This is a genomic window from Pseudonocardia thermophila, from assembly GCF_900142365.1.
GTDB lineage: Bacteria > Actinomycetota > Actinomycetes > Mycobacteriales > Pseudonocardiaceae > Pseudonocardia > Pseudonocardia thermophila.
Map to the genome: position 1 here is coordinate 58,464 of NZ_FRAP01000004.1, position 17,054 is coordinate 75,517.

13 protein-coding genes are annotated in these 17,054 nt (G+C 74.8%); 6 read left to right on the forward strand and 7 right to left on the reverse strand.

Annotated elements, in window-relative coordinates:
• Together recA and BUE41_RS06735 are read right to left on the reverse strand one after the other, a co-directional pair.
• Nucleotides 1–1,044: a recombinase RecA gene (gene recA / locus BUE41_RS06730; protein ID WP_073456311.1), complete on the reverse strand. Its 1,044-nt coding sequence runs from the start codon at nucleotides 1,042–1,044 to the stop codon at nucleotides 1–3.
• A 258-nt stretch (nucleotides 1,045–1,302) separates the two neighbouring features.
• Nucleotides 1,303–1,497, reverse strand: a complete 195-nt coding sequence (locus tag BUE41_RS06735; protein WP_200803787.1) for a DUF3046 domain-containing protein — start codon at nucleotides 1,495–1,497, stop codon at nucleotides 1,303–1,305.
• Between the two features lie 30 nt (nucleotides 1,498–1,527).
• Here BUE41_RS06735 and BUE41_RS06740 point away from each other — a divergent pair, with 30 nt between their 5' ends.
• The 4 genes from BUE41_RS06740 (at nucleotide 1,528) to BUE41_RS06760 (ending at nucleotide 10,084) form a co-directional block, all read left to right on the forward strand.
• Entirely contained in the window at nucleotides 1,528–2,856 is a 1,329-nt protein-coding gene (locus BUE41_RS06740; RefSeq protein ID WP_084754525.1) for a CoA transferase, read from the forward strand.
• A 693-nt stretch (nucleotides 2,857–3,549) separates the two neighbouring features.
• Nucleotides 3,550–8,385: an ATP-dependent helicase gene (locus BUE41_RS06745; protein ID WP_456107109.1), complete on the forward strand. Its 4,836-nt coding sequence runs from the start codon at nucleotides 3,550–3,552 to the stop codon at nucleotides 8,383–8,385.
• Nucleotides 8,386–8,703: 318 nt separating this feature from the next.
• A complete protein-coding gene (yidD, locus tag BUE41_RS29520; RefSeq protein WP_159444868.1) occupies nucleotides 8,704–9,273 on the forward strand; it encodes a membrane protein insertion efficiency factor YidD in 570 nt (189 codons plus the stop codon).
• 49 nt (nucleotides 9,274–9,322) lie between these two features.
• The gene (locus BUE41_RS06760; RefSeq protein ID WP_073456010.1) at nucleotides 9,323–10,084 is read left to right on the forward strand and encodes a GNAT family N-acetyltransferase; all 762 of its coding nucleotides are present in this window, start codon (nucleotides 9,323–9,325) and stop codon (nucleotides 10,082–10,084) included.
• A gap of 11 nt (nucleotides 10,085–10,095) precedes the next feature.
• On the opposite strand, the gene BUE41_RS06765 is transcribed toward BUE41_RS06760, so the two are convergent.
• The 4 genes from BUE41_RS06765 to BUE41_RS06780 are packed head-to-tail and all read right to left on the reverse strand — an operon-like array spanning nucleotide 10,096 to nucleotide 13,701.
• Entirely contained in the window at nucleotides 10,096–10,743 is a 648-nt protein-coding gene (locus BUE41_RS06765; protein ID WP_073456011.1) for a response regulator, read from the reverse strand.
• Nucleotides 10,740–12,053: a sensor histidine kinase gene (locus BUE41_RS06770; protein ID WP_234997016.1), complete on the reverse strand. Its 1,314-nt coding sequence runs from the start codon at nucleotides 12,051–12,053 to the stop codon at nucleotides 10,740–10,742. Before BUE41_RS06770 ends, BUE41_RS06765 begins: the two co-directional genes overlap by 4 nt.
• Nucleotides 12,044–12,787 carry an ABC transporter permease gene (locus BUE41_RS06775; RefSeq protein ID WP_073456012.1) on the reverse strand — a complete coding sequence of 248 codons (744 nt, stop codon included), beginning with the start codon at nucleotides 12,785–12,787 and terminating at the stop codon, nucleotides 12,044–12,046. Before BUE41_RS06775 ends, BUE41_RS06770 begins: the two co-directional genes overlap by 10 nt.
• Nucleotides 12,784–13,701, reverse strand: coding sequence for an ABC transporter ATP-binding protein (locus tag BUE41_RS06780; protein ID WP_073456013.1), 918 nt, complete (start codon nucleotides 13,699–13,701; stop codon nucleotides 12,784–12,786). The genes BUE41_RS06775 and BUE41_RS06780 overlap by 4 nt, the downstream gene beginning before the upstream one ends.
• Nucleotides 13,702–13,794: 93 nt before the next feature.
• On the opposite strand from BUE41_RS06780, the gene BUE41_RS06785 reads away from it, so the two are divergent.
• Nucleotides 13,795–14,598 carry a DNA-formamidopyrimidine glycosylase family protein gene (locus BUE41_RS06785; protein WP_073456014.1) on the forward strand — a complete coding sequence of 268 codons (804 nt, stop codon included), beginning with the start codon at nucleotides 13,795–13,797 and terminating at the stop codon, nucleotides 14,596–14,598.
• Between the two features lie 48 nt (nucleotides 14,599–14,646).
• On the opposite strand, the gene BUE41_RS06790 is transcribed toward BUE41_RS06785, so the two are convergent.
• Entirely contained in the window at nucleotides 14,647–15,492 is an 846-nt protein-coding gene (locus BUE41_RS06790) for a LysR substrate-binding domain-containing protein (protein ID WP_073456015.1), read from the reverse strand.
• 265 nt (nucleotides 15,493–15,757) lie between these two features.
• On the opposite strand from BUE41_RS06790, the gene BUE41_RS06795 reads away from it, so the two are divergent.
• Nucleotides 15,758–17,047, forward strand: a complete 1,290-nt coding sequence (locus tag BUE41_RS06795; RefSeq protein WP_234997051.1) for a ketol-acid reductoisomerase — start codon at nucleotides 15,758–15,760, stop codon at nucleotides 17,045–17,047.
• The last annotated feature ends 7 nt before the right edge of the window (nucleotides 17,048–17,054 follow it).

The window sequence follows — 17,054 nt, forward strand, 5'->3', positions numbered from 1 at the left end:
TCAGAAGTCGACCGGAGCCGGCAGCGGGTCGACCGAGTCGGCGTCGACCTGCGGGCCGACGCCGAGCTTCTCCTTGATCCGCTTCTCGATCTCGGCCGCGACGTCGGGGTTCTCCCGCAGGAACTTGCGGGCGTTCTCCTTGCCCTGGCCCATCTGGTCGCCCTCGTAGGTGTACCAGGCACCGGACTTGCGGATGATGCCCTGCTCGACGCCCACGTCGATCAGCGAACCCTCGCGGCTGATGCCGACGCCGTAGAGGATGTCGAACTCGGCCTGCTTGAACGGCGGCGCGACCTTGTTCTTGACGACCTTGACGCGGGTGCGGTTGCCCACCATCTCGGAGCCGTCCTTGAGCGTCTCGATGCGCCGGATGTCCAGGCGCACGGACGCGTAGAACTTCAGCGCCTTGCCACCCGTGGTGGTCTCCGGCGAGCCGAACATCACGCCGATCTTCTCGCGCAGCTGGTTGATGAAGATCATCGTGGTGCCGGACGAGCTCAGCGCACCGGTGATCTTGCGGAGGGCCTGGCTCATGAGCCGGGCCTGCAGACCGACGTGGTTGTCGCCCATCTCGCCCTCGATCTCGGCGCGCGGCACCAGGGCGGCCACCGAGTCGACCACGATGATGTCCAGCGCGCCGGAGCGGATCAGCATGTCGGCGATCTCCAGCGCCTGCTCACCGGTGTCGGGCTGCGACACCAGCAGCGCATCGGTGTCGACGCCCAGCGCCTTGGCGTACTCCGGGTCGAGCGCGTGCTCGGCGTCGATGAACGCGGCGATGCCGCCGTTGGCCTGCGCGTTCGCCACGGCGTGCAGCGCGACCGTGGTCTTACCGCTGGACTCCGGGCCGTAGATCTCGATGATGCGCCCGCGCGGCAGGCCACCCACACCCAGCGCGACGTCGAGGGCGATCGACCCCGTGGGGATCACCCCGATCGGCGGCCGGGTGTCGTCGCCGAGGCGCATCACCGAGCCCTTGCCGTGGCTCTTCTCGATCTGGGCGAGGGCGAGCTGCAGCGCCTTCTCGCGGTCGGGTGCGGTCATCGCCGTCTCCACCTCGTGCTCGGTAGGTCGATCAGTGTGTCGATCGGGTGTTCAGTCGTCTTCTCGTGCCATCCGGGGAACGATTCGTGCTGGCGGAAATGACGGTAGAGGCGACCACCGACATTTCGCGGACGAGCGCCGGGCCTGTGGACGGCTCGCCCCCGATGTGGACAACACCCTAGCGAACGGGTGTTCGAAAGCCGAGACCGACACGCCCGGCGGCTGGGATCGCGCGCCCACCGGCGCCCGCGCGACGAACTACCGCCGCACCGGCGGCACGTCGTACTCCTCGCAGACGGCCTTCCAGACCTCCCGCGGGTCGATGCCGTGCTCCAGCGCCTCCTCGACCGTCCGGCCGCCGAGCTGGGCGAACACGTGGTCCCGGGAGACCGCTGCGGCCCGCAGCGCGCCGAACTCGGTCTCCATGAGCTCACGGAACTGGGTCAGTCGCACCCGTACCACGGTAGATGGCAGGCTGACGTCGTGACCGATGCCCGGGCCGTCGCGGCGCACATCTGGGAGCAGCTGGGCGGGGAGCCCGGTGAGCTGGACCGGTTGGAGATCACCGGGCCGGCGCACACGCTGCCCTCCCGGCACGCGGTGACCGGCGCGGGCGCGGCCGCGGTGGGGGCGAGCCTGCTCGCCGCCGCGTCCGGGCCCGTCGCGGTCGACACCCGCGGGCTGGCCGTGGCGCTGTGCAGCGAGCGGTACCTGCGGATCGACGGGCGGTCGCCCGGTGCGGCGTTCGCCCCGCTCTCCGCGTTCCACCGCACCGCGGACGGCTGGATCCGGCTGCACGCCAACTACCCGTGGCACCGCGCCGCCGCGCTCGAGGTCCTCGGCGCGGCGCGCGAGGAGGACGCCGCCGCCGCGATCGCCGGGTGGCGCGCGGTCGACCTGGAGGAGGCGCTGCACGCCGCGGGCGGCGTGGCCGCCGCGGTGCGGACGGCCGACGCGTGGTGGGCGGAGTTCGGCGCTGCTCCGCCGCTGGTCGAGCGGATCGATCTCGCGCCGGCCGCGCCCCGGCCGCAGCGGCGGCCCCGGGTGCTCGACCTGACCCGCGTGATCGCCGGACCGGTCGCCACCCGCACCCTCGCCGCCCACGGCGCCGACGTGCTGCGGCTGGATCCCCCGGACCGCCCGGAGCTGCCCGCGCAGGCGTGGGACACGCTGCCGGGCAAGCGCAGCGCCCTGCTCGACGCCCGCACCGACGCCGCGGTGCTGGAGGAGCTGCTCGCCGGCGCCGACGTCGTCGTCACCGGGTACCGGCCGGGTGCGCTGGACCGGTTCGGGCTCTCCCCCGAGGCGCTGGCCGAGCGGCATCCCGGCCTGGTCGTCGTGTCGCTGTCGGCGTGGGGCCACCGCGGGCCGTGGGGCGCCCGCCGGGGCTTCGACTCGCTCGTGCAGGCCGCGTGCGGCATCGCCGTCGACGAGGGCTCGCCCGAGGAGCCGGGTGCCCTGCCGTGCCAGTTGCTCGACCACGCCACCGGGTACCTCGCCGCCGCGGCCGCGCTGCTCGGGCTGCGCCGCCAGCGCACGGACGGGGGCACCCCGGGCTACCGGCTCGCACTGGTCGCCACCGCGGCCTGGCTGCAGGGGCTGCCGCGCACCGCGGAGCCCGAGCCGGTCGAGCAGGTCGATCCCGCGCCGTACGTCGTCGACGTGCCGGCGCCCGCCGGGGTGCTGACCCTGGCCCGGCCGCCGGGCACGGTCGGCGGGCGACCGCTGACCTGGCCGGATCCCCCGCCCGCCTACGGGGCGGCGGCTCCGGAGTGGCCGGCCGAGCCCGCGCCGGGGACGGTGGCGTCGTGACCGGGCTGACCGACCTGTCCTCGCCGCTGTGGCAGGGCTTCGCGCTGATCGCGATCCTCGCCTCGCTGGCCACGATGCTGCGCTGGTGGTACCACAACCGCCGCAAGTGAGTCGATCGCCCGGCCCCCTCCCGCGGGTGGAGGGACGGCGCGCGTGGACGTGCTGTCGTCCCCTCCCGACCTCGACGAGCGCCTCCCCTGGTTCGTGCCCCGCGGCGGTCCTGCACGAGGAGGTCGCCGCCGCCGTGGCCGCGGAGACGGCGGCGGCCCGGGGGCCGGACGCGCTCGGGCAGCGCCCGTCCTCGAACAGGACGTGGTGCTCATCAACCCGCGACCACGATCCGCCGGAGGCGCACTCCCCCCTCGGGCTCGGCGACCCGGCGGAGGCCCGCCACCGCCTCCGCCGCTGCCGCTGCTGCGCAGCCAGGCTCCCGGCACATCGACGTCGACGTGCGCGATCCGCGCTGCCCGGGCTGCTGTCCCGGCGCCCGGCGGTCCGGCCCCGACCGGGCCGGCGCGGCGGCCGCGGCGGGCGGCGCGCCGGAGTCCTCCGCCGCCGATTCCCGCCGCTGATCCTCCGCTACTGATCCCCCGCCGTCGATGCTCCGCCGTCGATGCTCCGCGCCAACTGGTCTGACCTGTACGGACACCGCTCGGCACGAAAAGGTCGGTGCTCGGGCGCATGATGGGTGCCGTGACCGCACCGTCCCCGCTCGACGGCTTCTCCCCCGCCACCGCCGCGTGGTTCCGGGGAGCCTTCGACGCGCCCACGGCGGCCCAGGAGGGGGCGTGGCGGGCCGCGCAGGCCGGCAAGCACGCGCTGGTCGTCGCACCCACCGGGTCGGGCAAGACGCTCGCCGCGTTCCTGTGGGCGCTCGACCGGCTCGCTGCCGAGTCGCCGCCGGAGGAACCGGCGCACCGCTGCCGCGTCCTGTACGTCTCACCGCTGAAGGCGCTGGCCGTCGACGTGCAGCGCAACCTGCGCTCGCCGCTCGCGGGCATCCGCCAGGCCGCGCAGCGGCTGGGGCTGCCGGTCCCGGAGATCACGGTGGGGATGCGCACCGGCGACACCCCGGCCGAGGAGCGCCGGTCGTTCGCGCGCACCCCGCCCGATGTGCTCGTGACCACCCCGGAGTCGCTGTTCCTGCTGCTCACCTCGGCGGCCCGGGAGGCGCTGCGCGGGGTGCGCACGGTGATCGTCGACGAGGTGCACGCCGTGGCAGGCACCAAGCGGGGCGCGCACCTGGCGCTGTCGCTGGAGCGGCTCGACGCCCTGCTGCCGCGGCCTGCGCAACGCGTCGGGCTGTCGGCCACCGTGCGCCCGATCGACGAGGTGGCCACGTTCCTGGCCGGGGCCCGGCCGGTGAAGGTGGTGGCGCCGCCGACGCCGAAGACGATCGAGATCTCCGTCGAGGTGCCGGTTCCCGACCTCTCGGCCCTTGACGAGCGGCCCGCGCCGGGCAGCTCGGAGGAGGAGGTGGTCGGGTCCGCGGCGGGCACCGCGGTGCGCCCGTCGATCTGGCCGGCGGTGGAGCGGCGGCTGCTGGAGCTGGTGCGCGCGCACCGCTCGACGATCGTCTTCGCCAACTCGCGCCGGCTCGCCGAGCGGCTCACGGCCCGGCTCAACGAGCTGGCCGCCGAGGAGGCGGCTGCCGGGGAAGCGGCCGGGGAGGACATCGTCGATCTCGGCGAGTTCCCCGCCGAGGCGATCGGGGCCTCCGGCACCGGCGGCAGTGCGCCGCCGATCGTGGCGAAGGCCCACCACGGGTCGATGGCGCGCGAGCAGCGGATCCTCGTCGAGGAGGAGCTGAAGAGCGGGCGGTTGCCGTGCGTGGTGGCCACGTCGAGCCTGGAGCTGGGCATCGACATGGGCGCGGTGGACCTCGTGGTGCAGGTGGAGGCGCCGCCCAGCGTCGCGTCCGGGCTGCAGCGGGTGGGGCGGGCGGGCCATCAGGTCGGCGCGGTCTCCCGCGGGGTGGTGTTCCCCAAGTACCGCGGTGATCTCGTCTCGTGCGCGGTGGTCGCCGAGCGGATGGCCGGCGGCGCGATCGAGTCGCTGCGCTACCCGCGCAACCCGCTCGACGTGCTGGCCCAGCAGATCGTGGCGATGGTCGCGATGGACACCTGGTCGGTGGCCGACCTGGCGGCCGTGGTGCGCCGGGCCGCCCCGTTCGCCGCGCTCCCCGACTCCGCGCTGCACGCCGTGCTCGACATGCTCGCCGGCCGCTACCCGTCGGAGGAGTTCGGCGAACTGCGTGCCCGCATCACCTGGGACCGGGTCACCGACCGGTTGTCCGCGCGACCGGGCGCGCAGCGGCTGGCCGTCACCTCCGGCGGCACGATCCCCGACCGCGGGCTGTTCACCGTCACCACGCCGGGCGGGGCGGACGGGTCCGGGTCGAGGGTGGGCGAGCTGGACGAGGAGATGGTCTACGAGTCCCGCGTCGGCGACGTGTTCCTGCTGGGCACGTCGACGTGGCGGGTCGAGGACATCACCCACGACCGGGTGATCGTCACTCCGGCGCCGGGCCAGCCGGGGCGGATGCCGTTCTGGCGCGGCGAGTCGATCGGGCGGCCGCTGGAGCTGGGCCGCGCAGTGGGCGCGTTCGTGCGCGAGATGTCCGGGCTCGACGAGGAGACAGCGCGGGAGCGGGCGGCGGCCGCGGGCCTGGACGAGTGGGCGACCGACAACCTCATCGCCTACCTGCGGGAGCAGCGGGAGGCCACCCGGCAGGTGCCGAGCGACCGCACGATCCTCGTCGAGCGGTTCCGCGACGAGCTCGGCGACTGGCAGGTGGTGGTCCACTCGCCGTTCGGCTCGCAGGTGAACGGGCCGTGGGCGCTGGCGATCTCCGCGCGGCTGCGGGAGCGGCGCGGAGTGGACGCGCGGGCGGCGGCCGCTGACGACGGCATCGTGCTGCGGCTGCCCGACGCGGTCGACGAGTCCGGCGCCGAGGTCGTGCCGACGGCCGAGGACATCCTGCTCGACCCCGGCGAAGTGGAGCAGATCGTCGTGGCCGAGCTGGGATCGTCGTCGCTGTACGCGGCCCGGTTCCGCGAGTGCGCGGCGCGGGCGCTGCTGCTGCCGCGGCGCGATCCCAAGCGCCGCACCCCGCTGTGGCAGCAGCGGCAGCGGGCGGCGCAGCTGCTCGCGGTGGCCAGCAAGTACGAGGGCTTCCCGATCACGCTCGAGGCGATGCGCGAGTGCGTGCAGGACGTCTACGACCTGCCGGGGCTCACTCAGCTCATGAGCGACGTCGCGGCGCGGCGGGTCCGCGTGGTGGAGGTGCAGACGCCCGCGCCGTCGCCGTTCGCGCGCAGCCTGCTGTTCGGCTACGTCGGGATGTTCCTCTACGAGCTGGACGCCCCGCTGGCCGAGCGGCGCGCGGCCGCGCTTGCGCTGGACTCCACGCTGCTCGCCGAGCTGCTGGGCACCGAAGCGATCCGGGAGCTGCTCGATCCCGCGGTGTTGGCCGAGGTGGAGCAGTCGCTGCAGCGGCTCACCCCGCAGCGGCACGCCCGCGACGTCGAGGGCGCGGCCGACCTGCTGCGCTTCCTCGGCGATCTGACCGCCGAGGAAGCCGCGCAGCGCGGAGTCGCCGAGGAGTGGCTGCGCGAGCTGGAGGCCGCCCGGCGGGCTGTCCGGGTGCGGATCGCCGGCGAGGAGCGGTGGCTGGCCATCGAGGACTGCGGCAAGGTGCGCGATGCGCTCGGCACCGCGCTGCCGGTGGGGGTGCCGGAGGCGTTCACCGAGCCGGTGCCGGACCCGCTGGGCGACCTGCTGCTGCGCTACGCCCGCACCCACGGCCCGTTTCCCGCCACGGCCGCGGCCCGCCGGTTCGGCCTGGGCGTGGCCGTCGTCGGCGGGGTGCTCGACCGGTTGGTCGGCGCGGGCCGGCTGGTCCGCGGCGAGCTGCGGCCCGGTGGGGAGGGCGTCGAGTACTGCGACGCGGAGGTGCTGCGCCGGCTGCGGCGGGCGTCGCTCGCGCGGCTGCGGGCAGAGGTGGAGCCGGTGGAGCCGCGGGCGCTCGGCCGGTTCCTGCCGACGTGGCAGGGCGTGCAGTCCGCCCCCACCGGCAACGGGGTGCCGCGGCGCCGCATCCGCCGGGCTCCCGGCCCCGAGGACGTGCTGGGTGTGGTGGAGCAGCTGGCCGGTGCGCCACTGCCGGCGAGCGCGCTGGAGTCGCTGGTGCTGCCGGCCCGGCTGCCCGGCTACTCCCCCGCGCTGCTCGACGAGCTCACCGCGGCCGGGGAGGTCACCTGGACCGGCTGCGGCACCCTCCCCGGCAACGACGGCTGGCTGGCGGTGGCGCCGTCCGACGTCGCCGATCTGCTGCTGCCCGATCCCGAGCCGGACGCGGTCAGCACACCGGTGCACCGAGCGCTGCTGGCCGCGCTCGGCAAACCCGATCCCGGCACGCGGATCGAGCACACCGGGGCGGCGCTGTTCTTCCGGCCGCTCGCCGACGCGGCCGGGCGGATCCTGCTCGACGCCGGTGAGCCGGCCCCGTCCGACGACGTGCTCGTGGCCGCGCTGTGGGACTTGGTGTGGGCGGGCCTGCTCACCAACGACACGCTCGCCCCGCTGCGGGCCCGGCTCTCCGGAGGGCGCAGCACGCACCGACCGCGCCGCAGCCCGGCCCGGGGCCGCTACGCGCAGCTGCGGGCTGCCCGCCCGGCGATGCCGACCCGCAGCGGACCGCCGACCGTCGCGGGGCGCTGGGCGCTCGTGATGGACCGCGAACCCGATCCCACGCGGCGGATGCACGCCCGCGCCGAGTCGTTCCTGGAGCGGCACGGCGTGCTGACCAGGGGAGCGCTCGGCACTGAGCGGGTGACCGGCGGGTTCTCCGGGGTGTACCGGGTGCTGCGGGCGATGGAGGACTCCGGCCGGGTGCGGCGCGGCTACGTCGTCGAAGGCCTGGGCGCCGCCCAGTTCGCGGTGCCCGGCGCGATCGACCGGATCCGGGCGCTGGCGCGGCCCGTCGGCGAGGAGACCCCGCCGGCTCCACCGCCGGCCCCTCCCGTGAACCCGCCTGCGCCGCGCTGGCAGCCCGCAACCGCCGAGCCGGCCGCGGAGGAGCCCACGTCGCGGTGGACACCCGAGCCGGGCTGGGAGCGGCCCCCGCCGCCCACAGCGCCGTCGCCGCGGACCACCGGACCGCCCGCGGTCGTGCTCGCCGCCGCGGACCCCGCCCAACCGTACGGGGCCGCGCTGCCGTGGCCCGCCACAGTCGGCGACACCACCCACCGGCCCGGGCGGAAGGCGGGCGCGCTCGTCGTGCTGGTCGACGGGGCACCCGCGATGTACGTGGAGCGCGGCGGCCGGTCGCTGCTGTCGTTCACCACCGATCGGGCGGAGCTCGCCGCGGCCGCACGGGCGCTGGCCGGTGCCGTGCACGAGGGCTGGCTGGGCTCGCTCGCCGTGGCGAAGGCCGACGGCGAGGCGTCGCTCACCAGCGACGTGGCCGAGGTGCTCACCGAGGCCGGGTTCCGGGTCACGCCGAAAGGGTTGCGGCTGCGCGCCTGACCTGGTGATCCGCCGCACCCCTGCCACCGATGGGTTGCGCGCGCGGAGGAGGAGGAGCGGAAGCGTCGCGAGGAGGAAGCGCGCCGCCGCCGGAAGGAGCAGCGCGGCGACGGCGCCGATGCGGTCGCCGACGCGGTGTCCGACGGCTGCTCGCTCCCCGGTGGCTGCGGCGGCAGCGGGCGGTGCAGCGGCGGGCGGGCGCCTCGGTGGGCGCAGGCGGCCGGCGCAGCAGCAGCAGCGACGGGTGCTGCGACGGCTGCGACTGCGACGCGTGCGACCTCAACCTCCTGTCTCTTTCTCGGTGTCCCTGTCTTCCCGGTGTCTCTGTCGGCGCTGCCGATCCGAGTCCTCGCGCCGTCGTCGCTGCTGCAGCTCACGCGCACGTGCTGCCCCGCCGGCGCGGGACGGAGCTCGTGGTCGGCGCTCATCCGCGGCTACCAGCGCCGGCTCACCCGGTTCACCCCGGCCTGCCCGCAGACGCCCAGCTGCAGCGCCTACGCCCTCGACGCGGTGCGCACGCTCGGCCCGCGCCGCGGCATCCGGGCGGCGGCCGCACGGATCCGCGCCTGCGGACCGAAGGGACCCGGCCTAGCCCCGTTGGGCGAACCGGGCGATCAGGAGCAGCGCATTCGCCGCAGTCGCGCTACGTTCCACCGGATCGAACCGCCGATATCCGTCGAGCAAGGGAGCACGACGATGGCCGGGAAGTTCGAGATCTACGCGGGCAAGGACGGCAAGTACCGGTTCCGCTTGAAGGCCGGCAACGGTGAGGTCGTGGCGACGGGGCAGGGGTACTCGTCGAAAGCGGCGGCGAAGAAGGGGGTCGAGGCGGTCCAGAAGGCCGCTGCGGGCGCGACGATCGTGGAGCTCGCCCAAGCGGAGTCCTGACACCCGGACGCCCCTCGCCGCACGGCCGGGAGAGCGGCACAGTCTCTGCATGCACGAGATTGCCGCGGACGATCGGCGGCGGTTCGCCGCCTGGTTCGCTCCCGAGCGGCCCGGCGGCGCGATGTGCGCCGCGCACGTGGCGCGGACCGGCATCGGGAGCTTCTACGCCGACCGGCTCGACGAGCCGCGCGCGGTGCTGGCGCAGGCCCCGGGCAACGCCGCGCTGCGCGGCGATCCCGGAGCCGTCCGGCCGGAGGCGCTCGACGTGCTGGAGGGTTTCGTCGACGCACCGCCGGAGTGGCTGCCGGTCCTGCGCCAGGCCGATCCCGGCGTCACGCCGTGGGACCGGGTGATGTTCGAGCTGCCCGCCGAGGTCGAGGTGCCGGAGCGGATCGCCGGCATCGACGCCCGGCTGCTCGGCCCCGCCGACACCGCCGCGATCGAGACCTTCGATGCCGACGGGGCGTGGATCCACAAGACGTGGGGCGGCGCCGCCGGTATGGCCGGGTCCGGGACGGCGCGCGGGGTGTTCGTCGAGGACCGGCTGGTGTCGATCGCGGTCGCGTTCTTCCTGGGCGAGGTGTACGAGGAGCTGGGCGTGGTGACCGATTCCGCGCACCGCGGCCGCGGCTACTCGCGCGCCGCGTCGGCCGCGCTGTGCGCCGACATCCGCGCCCGCGGCCACGTCCCCGCGTGGACGACCTCACCGGACAACGCCGCCAGCGTCGCGGTCGCTGAACGGCTCGGGTTCCGCAGGGTCGGCACCGGACTGCTCTACGCGGTGCGGGTGCCGATCCCACCCACGGAGTGATCCCGGCGTGATCAGCCGGAGGCGCTGAGCAGCCCCCGCTGGTAGCCCGCTGCGACGGCGGAGGCCCGGTCGCGGACCTGCAGCTTGGCGTAGATGTGCAGCAGGTGGGTCTTCACGGTCGCTTCGCTGATGAACAGCTGGCGGGCCGCCTCGCGGTTGGTGGCGCCGGCGGCCACCAACCGCAGCACCTCCAGCTCGCGCGCCGAGAGCGCCTGCTGCGGCGGCTGCTGCTCGGCCGAGCGGTCGCGCACCCGGCCCATCAGCCGGCCGGCGACCGCCGGGGAGAGCACCGCCTCACCCCGGTGCGCCGCGCGGATCGCCCGCAGCAGCTCCTCGCGCGGGGTGTCCTTGAGCAGGTAGCCGGTGGCGCCGGCCTCGATCGCGGGCAGCACGTCGCTGTCGGTGTCGAACGTGGTCAGCACCAGCACCCGCACGCCGGGATGGGTGCGGCGCAGCTCGCGGATCGCGTCGACCCCGCCCATGGTCGGCATCCGCAGGTCCATCAGCACGACGTCGGCCGCCGCGCCGGGCAGTCGCGCGAGCGCCTCCGCGCCGTGCCCCGCCTCCCCGACGACGGTCATGTCGGGTTCGGCGTCGATCACGGCGCGCAGGCCGTCGCGCACGACGGGGTGGTCGTCGACGATGAGTACCCGGATCATCCTTCGTCCCGCTCCTGGGCCGGGATCGCCGGCACCGCGGCCGAGACGGCGGTGCCCTCCCCCGGCTCGCTCTCGATCTCCCACCGGCCGGACACGCGCAGCAGCCGCTGCTCCATCGCCGCCAGCCCGAAACCGGACCCGCCGGCAGGTCCGCGGTGGGCGGCCGGGTCGAAGCCGCGGCCGTCGTCGCGCACGTCGAGCACGACGACGTCGTCCATGTAGCTCAGGGTGAGCCCCACACGGGTGGCGCCGGCGTGCTTGCCGACGTTGGTCAGCGCCTCCTGCGCCACCCGGAACAGCGCCACCTCGAGATCGGCCAGCAGCGGCACCGGCTCGCCGGTGGTCTCCATGTGCAGTGCGATCCCGCTCGTCTCGGCCCACCGCTTGGCCATCTCCGCGATCGCCTCGGGCAGCCGGGCCTCGGCGAGCCGGCTCGGGGCGAGCGCGGCGACCGAGCGGCGCGCCTCGGTGAGGCTCTCCCTGGCCAGCGCGCGGGCGGTGTCGATGTGGTGGCGGCGCAGCTGGGCGTCGTTCGCGCGGTCGGCGACGTCGGCGGCCTCCAGCTGCGCGACGATGCCGGTCAGGCTCTGGGCGATGGTGTCGTGGATCTCCCGGGCCATCCGCGCCCGCTCCTCCCGCACCCCGGCCTCGCGGGCGGCGACGAGCAGCTGGGCGTGCAGGGCGGCGTTCTCCTCCAGCGCCGCCGACAGCCGCGCGTTGGCGTCGTCGAGCTCCTCGATGATCGCGCGGCGGGCTCGGCTGAGCTCCGCGGTGAACCCGCCGTACCAGGTGAAGATCCCCGCGACGAACGTGTTGACCACGACCAGGATCGCCCACCCGACCAGCAGCAACGGACTGAACTCGGCGAACCGCCCGCCCAGGTAGGTGTAGGAGACGATCGCCGACGCGACGAGGAGGCCGACGTAGCGCCAGCGGCCGGGCAGGAAGCCGAACGCCGCCGAGTACGCGGCGATCGCGAGGAAACCGAACAGCGGGGAGAACCACACCAGCGGCGCCATCAGCGCCAGCAGTCCCGTCACGTAGACGGGCCCGGCCCGCCGCCCCTGCGCGCGCGGCGGGGTCGATCCGACGAACCACCACGCCCACCCGGCCAGCACGGCCGACAACGGCAGCACGCCGTACCAGACCCACGCCTCGTCGCGGGCGATGAGCGGGGTCGTGCCGAGCCCGATCGCCAGGCCGACGTACGGCGTCCACCGGACGAGGACGGCGTCCATCCGGTTCTCGACCGATGCGATGCGGTCCCCGTCGAAGCGGCTGGACCGCCGGGTGGCGGTGGTCACTCCCACCGGAAGTACCTCACCGCAGCAACGGTAGCGACGACGGCAACCGCGGACAGGACGGTGAGCTGAACCGGGGTGGCTCCGTCGCCGGTCCACGCCGACTGGAACGCCCCGATGCCGGGCGGGACGAACTCGCCGATCCGCACGATCACCTCGGGCAGCAGGAACCTCGGCAGGTACAGCCCGCCGAAGAACTGGGTGACGAGCAGCCCGAGGGTGCCCAGCGCGGCGGCCGCCTTCGCCCGTGGCGCCAGCGCGGCGATGAGCAGGCCGAGTGCGAACATCGACGCGCTGCCGATCACGAACGCGGCGGCGAAGGCGAGCGGGTGCCGCGGCGGCGCGCTGCCGAACACCCCGACGGCCACGACGACCACGAGCACCATCGCGATCGCGGCGGTGACGACGTTGAGCAGCAGCTGCACCTGCAGCACGACCGCGGGCCGCACCGGCGTGATGGCCAGCCTCCGCAGGATCCCCTTCTCCCGGTAGGCGACCAGGTTCGCCGGCATCGTCTGCAGGGCGAGGAAGGCGAGGCTCCAGCCGAGCAGCGACGGGGTGTACCCGCTCAGGAACGCCTGGCCACCGAACGCAGGGGACGGCTCGCGCAGGGCAGGCACCGCGCCGAGTCCGACGAGCAGGACGGTGGGCAGCAGCAGCGCGAGCAGGAGCGTGCCGGGCTCGCGCAGGAACAGCCGGGCCTCGGTGCGGGCGAGGACAGCGGTGGCGGATCGCGCGGTCATGCGGGCTCCTCGACGGGCTCGTGGCCGGTGAGCGCGACGACGACGTCGTCGAGCCGGGCCTGTTCGACCCGCAGTCCGGTGGGAACCACGCCGAGGCGGGCCAGCCGCGTGGTGACGGCGGTCAACAGCTCGCCGCGGCCGGTGATCTCCAGGTCCGGCCCGTGCCGGCGCACGGCGTCGACTTCGGGCAGCGCCCGCAGCACCGCCTCGTCGACGGGTGCGGACGGCCGGAACCGCAGCCGCTGCCCGCCGGCCAGCCCGGCGATCAGCCCGGCGGGGCTGTCCACGGCGACGACGCGGCCCGCGGAGAAGACCGCCACCCGGTCGCAGAGCCGTTCAGCCTCCTCCATGATGTGCGTGACCAGCAGGACGGACACCCCCTCGCCGCGGATCTGCTCGATCGCCGCCCACGTGTCGCGGCGAGCCTGCGGATCGAGCCCGGTGGTCAGCTCGTCGAGGATCGCCACCCGCGGCCTGCCGACGAGCGCGAGCACGATCGACAGCCGTTGCCGCTGCCCGCCGGACAGGTCCCGGTAGAACGCGTCGCGCTTGGGGCCGAGCCCCCAGCGGTCGATCAGCTCCGCAGGATCGGCGGGGTCCTCGTAGAACGCGGCGAACAGCTCCACCGCCTCGCGGACCCGCAGCCGCTCCGGCAGCTCCCCGGCCTGCAGCTGCACGCCGAGCACGCGGCGCAGCGCCGCCCGATCGCGCTGCGGGTCCAGGCCGAGCACCGAGATCGATCCACCGTCCGGGGAGCGCAACCCCTCGATGCACTCCACGGTGGTGGTCTTACCGGTCCCGTTCGGCCCGAGGATGCCCACGATCTCCCCCTCGCCCACGTCGAACGACACGTCGTCGACCACGACGTGGCCGCCGTAGGCCTTGCGCAGATGGCGCACCTCGATGACGGACATGGCTCGATGCTGCGGCAGATGCCCCCTTCTGCGGATCGACCGCTGCGCTGCGGGTCGGTCCACCGATCGGTTGATCCGGGCTATCGTCGGGCGGTGCCCGAGGGCGACACCGTCCACCTGGCCGGCACCCGGCTGCACGCGGCGCTGTCCGGGAGGGTGCTGGTCCGCGGCGAGCTGCGGCATCCGCGGCTGGCCGGCGTCGATCTCACCGGGGCGCAGGTCCTGGGCACGGTGTCGGTCGGCAAGCACCTGTTCACGCGGTTCGCCGACGGGCGCAGCCTGCACTCGCACTTCCGCATGGACGGCGCGTGGCACCTGTACCGGCCGGGTCAGCCGTGGCGGCGACCCGCGCACGAGGCCCGCGCGGTGCTCGCCACGGCCGATCGGGTCGCCGTCGGGTTCGCGCTGCACGACCTGGAGCTGGTGCTGACCGCTCAGGAGGGCCGGCTGGTCGCGCACCTGGGCCCGGACCTGCTCGACCCGGCGTGGTCGGCCGCGCACGCCGCCGAAGCACTGCGCCGGTTCACCGCCCGTGGGTCCTCCGAGGTGGGGCTGGTGCTGACCGAGCAACGGGTGATGGCAGGCATCGGCAATCTCTACAAGTGCGAGACGTGCTTCCTCACCGGCGTCACCCCGTGGACGCTCGCACGGGACGTCCCCGATCCGGCCGCGGTGATCGCGCTGGCGCGGGAGCTGCTGCGGCGCAACGCCGGTCGGCCGCAGCAGTCCACCACCGGGCTGCTCGGCCGCGACGAGCAGCACTGGGTGTTCGAGCGCGCGGGGCGGCCGTGCCGCCGCTGCGGCACCCGGATCCGGATCGCTCCCCAAGGGGAGGGCGTGTACACGCGGCCGGTGTACTGGTGCCCGCGCTGCCAGGTGGGCCCGCAGCCGGACTGATCAGGGCAGTGATCAGGCGGCTGATCAAGCAGGTGATCAGGTGAGTGATCAGGTCGTGCTCCACAGCGCGGCCACGATCGGTCGGCGCAGGTCGGCCCGGCGCACGCACAGCCCGATCCGCATCGGCTCCGGGCCCGGCTCGGCGGGCACCTCGGCGAGCCGCTGCGCGACGACGCTGCTGTCGAGCACCAGCCGCGGCACGATGCCGGTGCCGTAGCCGAGCGCGGCGAGCGTCAGCACGGCCTCGTGGCCATCGGGTTCGGCGGCGACGGCAGGCATCCGGTTGGATCTGCTCCGGAACCAGCGCTCCGCGTTCTCCCGGACCAGTCCGCGCCGGGGCAGCACGAACGGCCCGCCGAGTGGATCATGCCGCCCCGGTGCGCTGACGAACACGAGATCGGTGCTGGTGACCGTGCGGACGAGCATCGACTGCGGCACCCGGTCGGGCACCCCGGCGACGACGGCGTCGACCGAGCCCTCGTCGAGCCGGGCCAGCGCCGCGGCGGCGTCACCGGTGCGCAGATCGACCGTGACGAGCGGGTGCGCGGCGCGCAGCGGCGCGAGCAGATCGGGCAGCAGTGCCTGGCAGGCCGTGACGGTGGCGAAGATCCGCAGGGTGCCGGAGAGATCGCCGGGGGCCGGGTTCCCGGCGCGGAACGCCGCCCAGGCCTGGGTGACCTCCTCGACGTAAGCGCGGAACCGCTGCCCGGCCGGGGTGAGCGCGACCCCGCGCGGTCCGCGGTCGAGCAGCCGCTGCCCGGCCCGCGCCTCGAGCCGCTGGACGGTGCGCGTCAACGTGGACGGGCTGACGTGGCAGTCCAGGCTGGTGCGGCCGAAGTTCAGGGTGCTGCACAGGTGGAGGAACAGCTGCAGCTCCGTCTGCTCGTCGGGCACGTCGACCTGGGCCTTCCGTGATCTGCAACGCTGCGCGCCGTTTCTTGCGCTTGGCGCGGGATGCTAGCCGGCCCTAGAACCGGGGCATGCAACCCGACCTGCAGTCCACGGTGTTCGAACTGGAGACGATCGACGTGCCCGACGGCACCGAGACCGTCCTGCGCGGGGGCCGGCACCTGTTCGGCCTCCTCCCGGCGGCGTTCGCCGGGATCTCGTCGACGGCGTCATCGGCTGGGGCCCGCAGGGCCGCGCCCAGGCGCTCAACCTGCGCGACTCGCTCGCCGGCACCGGCATCGCGGTGCGGGTCGGGCTGCGGCCGGGCTCGTCCTCGGCCGCCGACGCCCGCGCCCACGGCTTCACCGAGGCTGACGGCACGCTCGGCGACTGGTTGGAGATCGTCGCCGCGAGCGATCTGGTGCTGCTGCTCATCGCCGACGCTGCGCTGGCCGCCCACCACGAGGAGGTGTTCGCCGCGCTGCAGCCGGGCGCCACCATCGGGCTCTCGCACGGTTTCCTGCTCGGTCACCTGCGGGAGATCGGCAGCGACTTCCCGCCAGGGCACCCGGTGATCGCGGTGTGCCCGAAGGGCATGGGCGACTCGGTGCGCCGGCTCTACGAGCAGGGCAGACAGATCAACGGCGCCGGGATCAACGCCAGCATCGCCGTGCACGCCGATCCCGACGGGACGGCGACCGACCAGGCACTGGCGTGGTCGGTGGCGCTCGGCTCGCCGTACACGTTCGCCACGACGCTTCAGAGCGAGTACCTCTCCGACGTCGTCGGGGAGCGCGCGGTGCTGCTCGGGGCCGTGCACGGGATGGTGGAGGCGTTGTGGCGGCACTTCCGCATCGCCGGCGACGATCCCGTCAGTGCCTACGAGCGGTCGTGCGAGAACGTGACCGGCCCGATCGCGCGCACGATCTCGGCGGCCGGGCTCGACGGTGTGCGGAACGCCCTCGACGACACCGGTCGGGCGGTGTTCGACCGCGCCTACAGCGCCGCCTACGGTCCGGCGCGCGAGCTGGTCGCGGAGATCTACGACGAGGTCGCCGACGGCACCGAGCTGCGCAGCGTGATCCTGGCCGAGGCGCGGCTGGCGCAGCGGCCGATGTCCCCGATCGCGGGCTCACCGATGTGGGCGGTCGCCCCGCAGGTGCGGGAGCGGCGCGGCACCCGAGAGGCGGCGATCGACCCACTCACCGCGGGCGTGTTCGTGGCGACGATGGCCGCGCAGGTCGACGAGTTCCGCCACCGCGGGCACCCGTGGTCGGAGATCGTCAACGAGACGATCATCGAGGCGGTCGACTCGCTGCTGCCGTACATGCACGCCCGCGACGTCGCGTACATGGTGGACAACTGCTCGCGCACCGCGCGGTTGGGTGCCAGGCGGTGGGGCCCGCGGTTCCAGGCGGCGTACGAGCAGATCGCGCTCCCCCGCGCCACGGACGAGCCGGACGTGGAACTGGTGGCGGCGTTCACCGCACATCCGGTGCACGCGGCCCTGGCCACGGCCGCGAAGCTGCGCCCGCCCGTGGACATCGGCGTGCCCGCCTGACCGACCG

Coding starts and splice junctions, on each gene's coding strand:
- BUE41_RS06760 (WP_073456010.1), top strand. CDS start 9,323: ATGCACGAGATTGCCGCGGACGATCGGCGGCGGTTCGCCGCCTGGTTC.
- BUE41_RS06775 (WP_073456012.1), bottom strand. CDS start 12,787: ATGACCGCGCGATCCGCCACCGCTGTCCTCGCCCGCACCGAGGCCCGG.
- BUE41_RS06780 (WP_073456013.1), bottom strand. CDS start 13,701: ATGTCCGTCATCGAGGTGCGCCATCTGCGCAAGGCCTACGGCGGCCAC.
- recA (WP_073456311.1), bottom strand. CDS start 1,044: ATGACCGCACCCGACCGCGAGAAGGCGCTGCAGCTCGCCCTCGCCCAG.
- BUE41_RS06765 (WP_073456011.1), bottom strand. CDS start 10,743: ATGATCCGGGTACTCATCGTCGACGACCACCCCGTCGTGCGCGACGGC.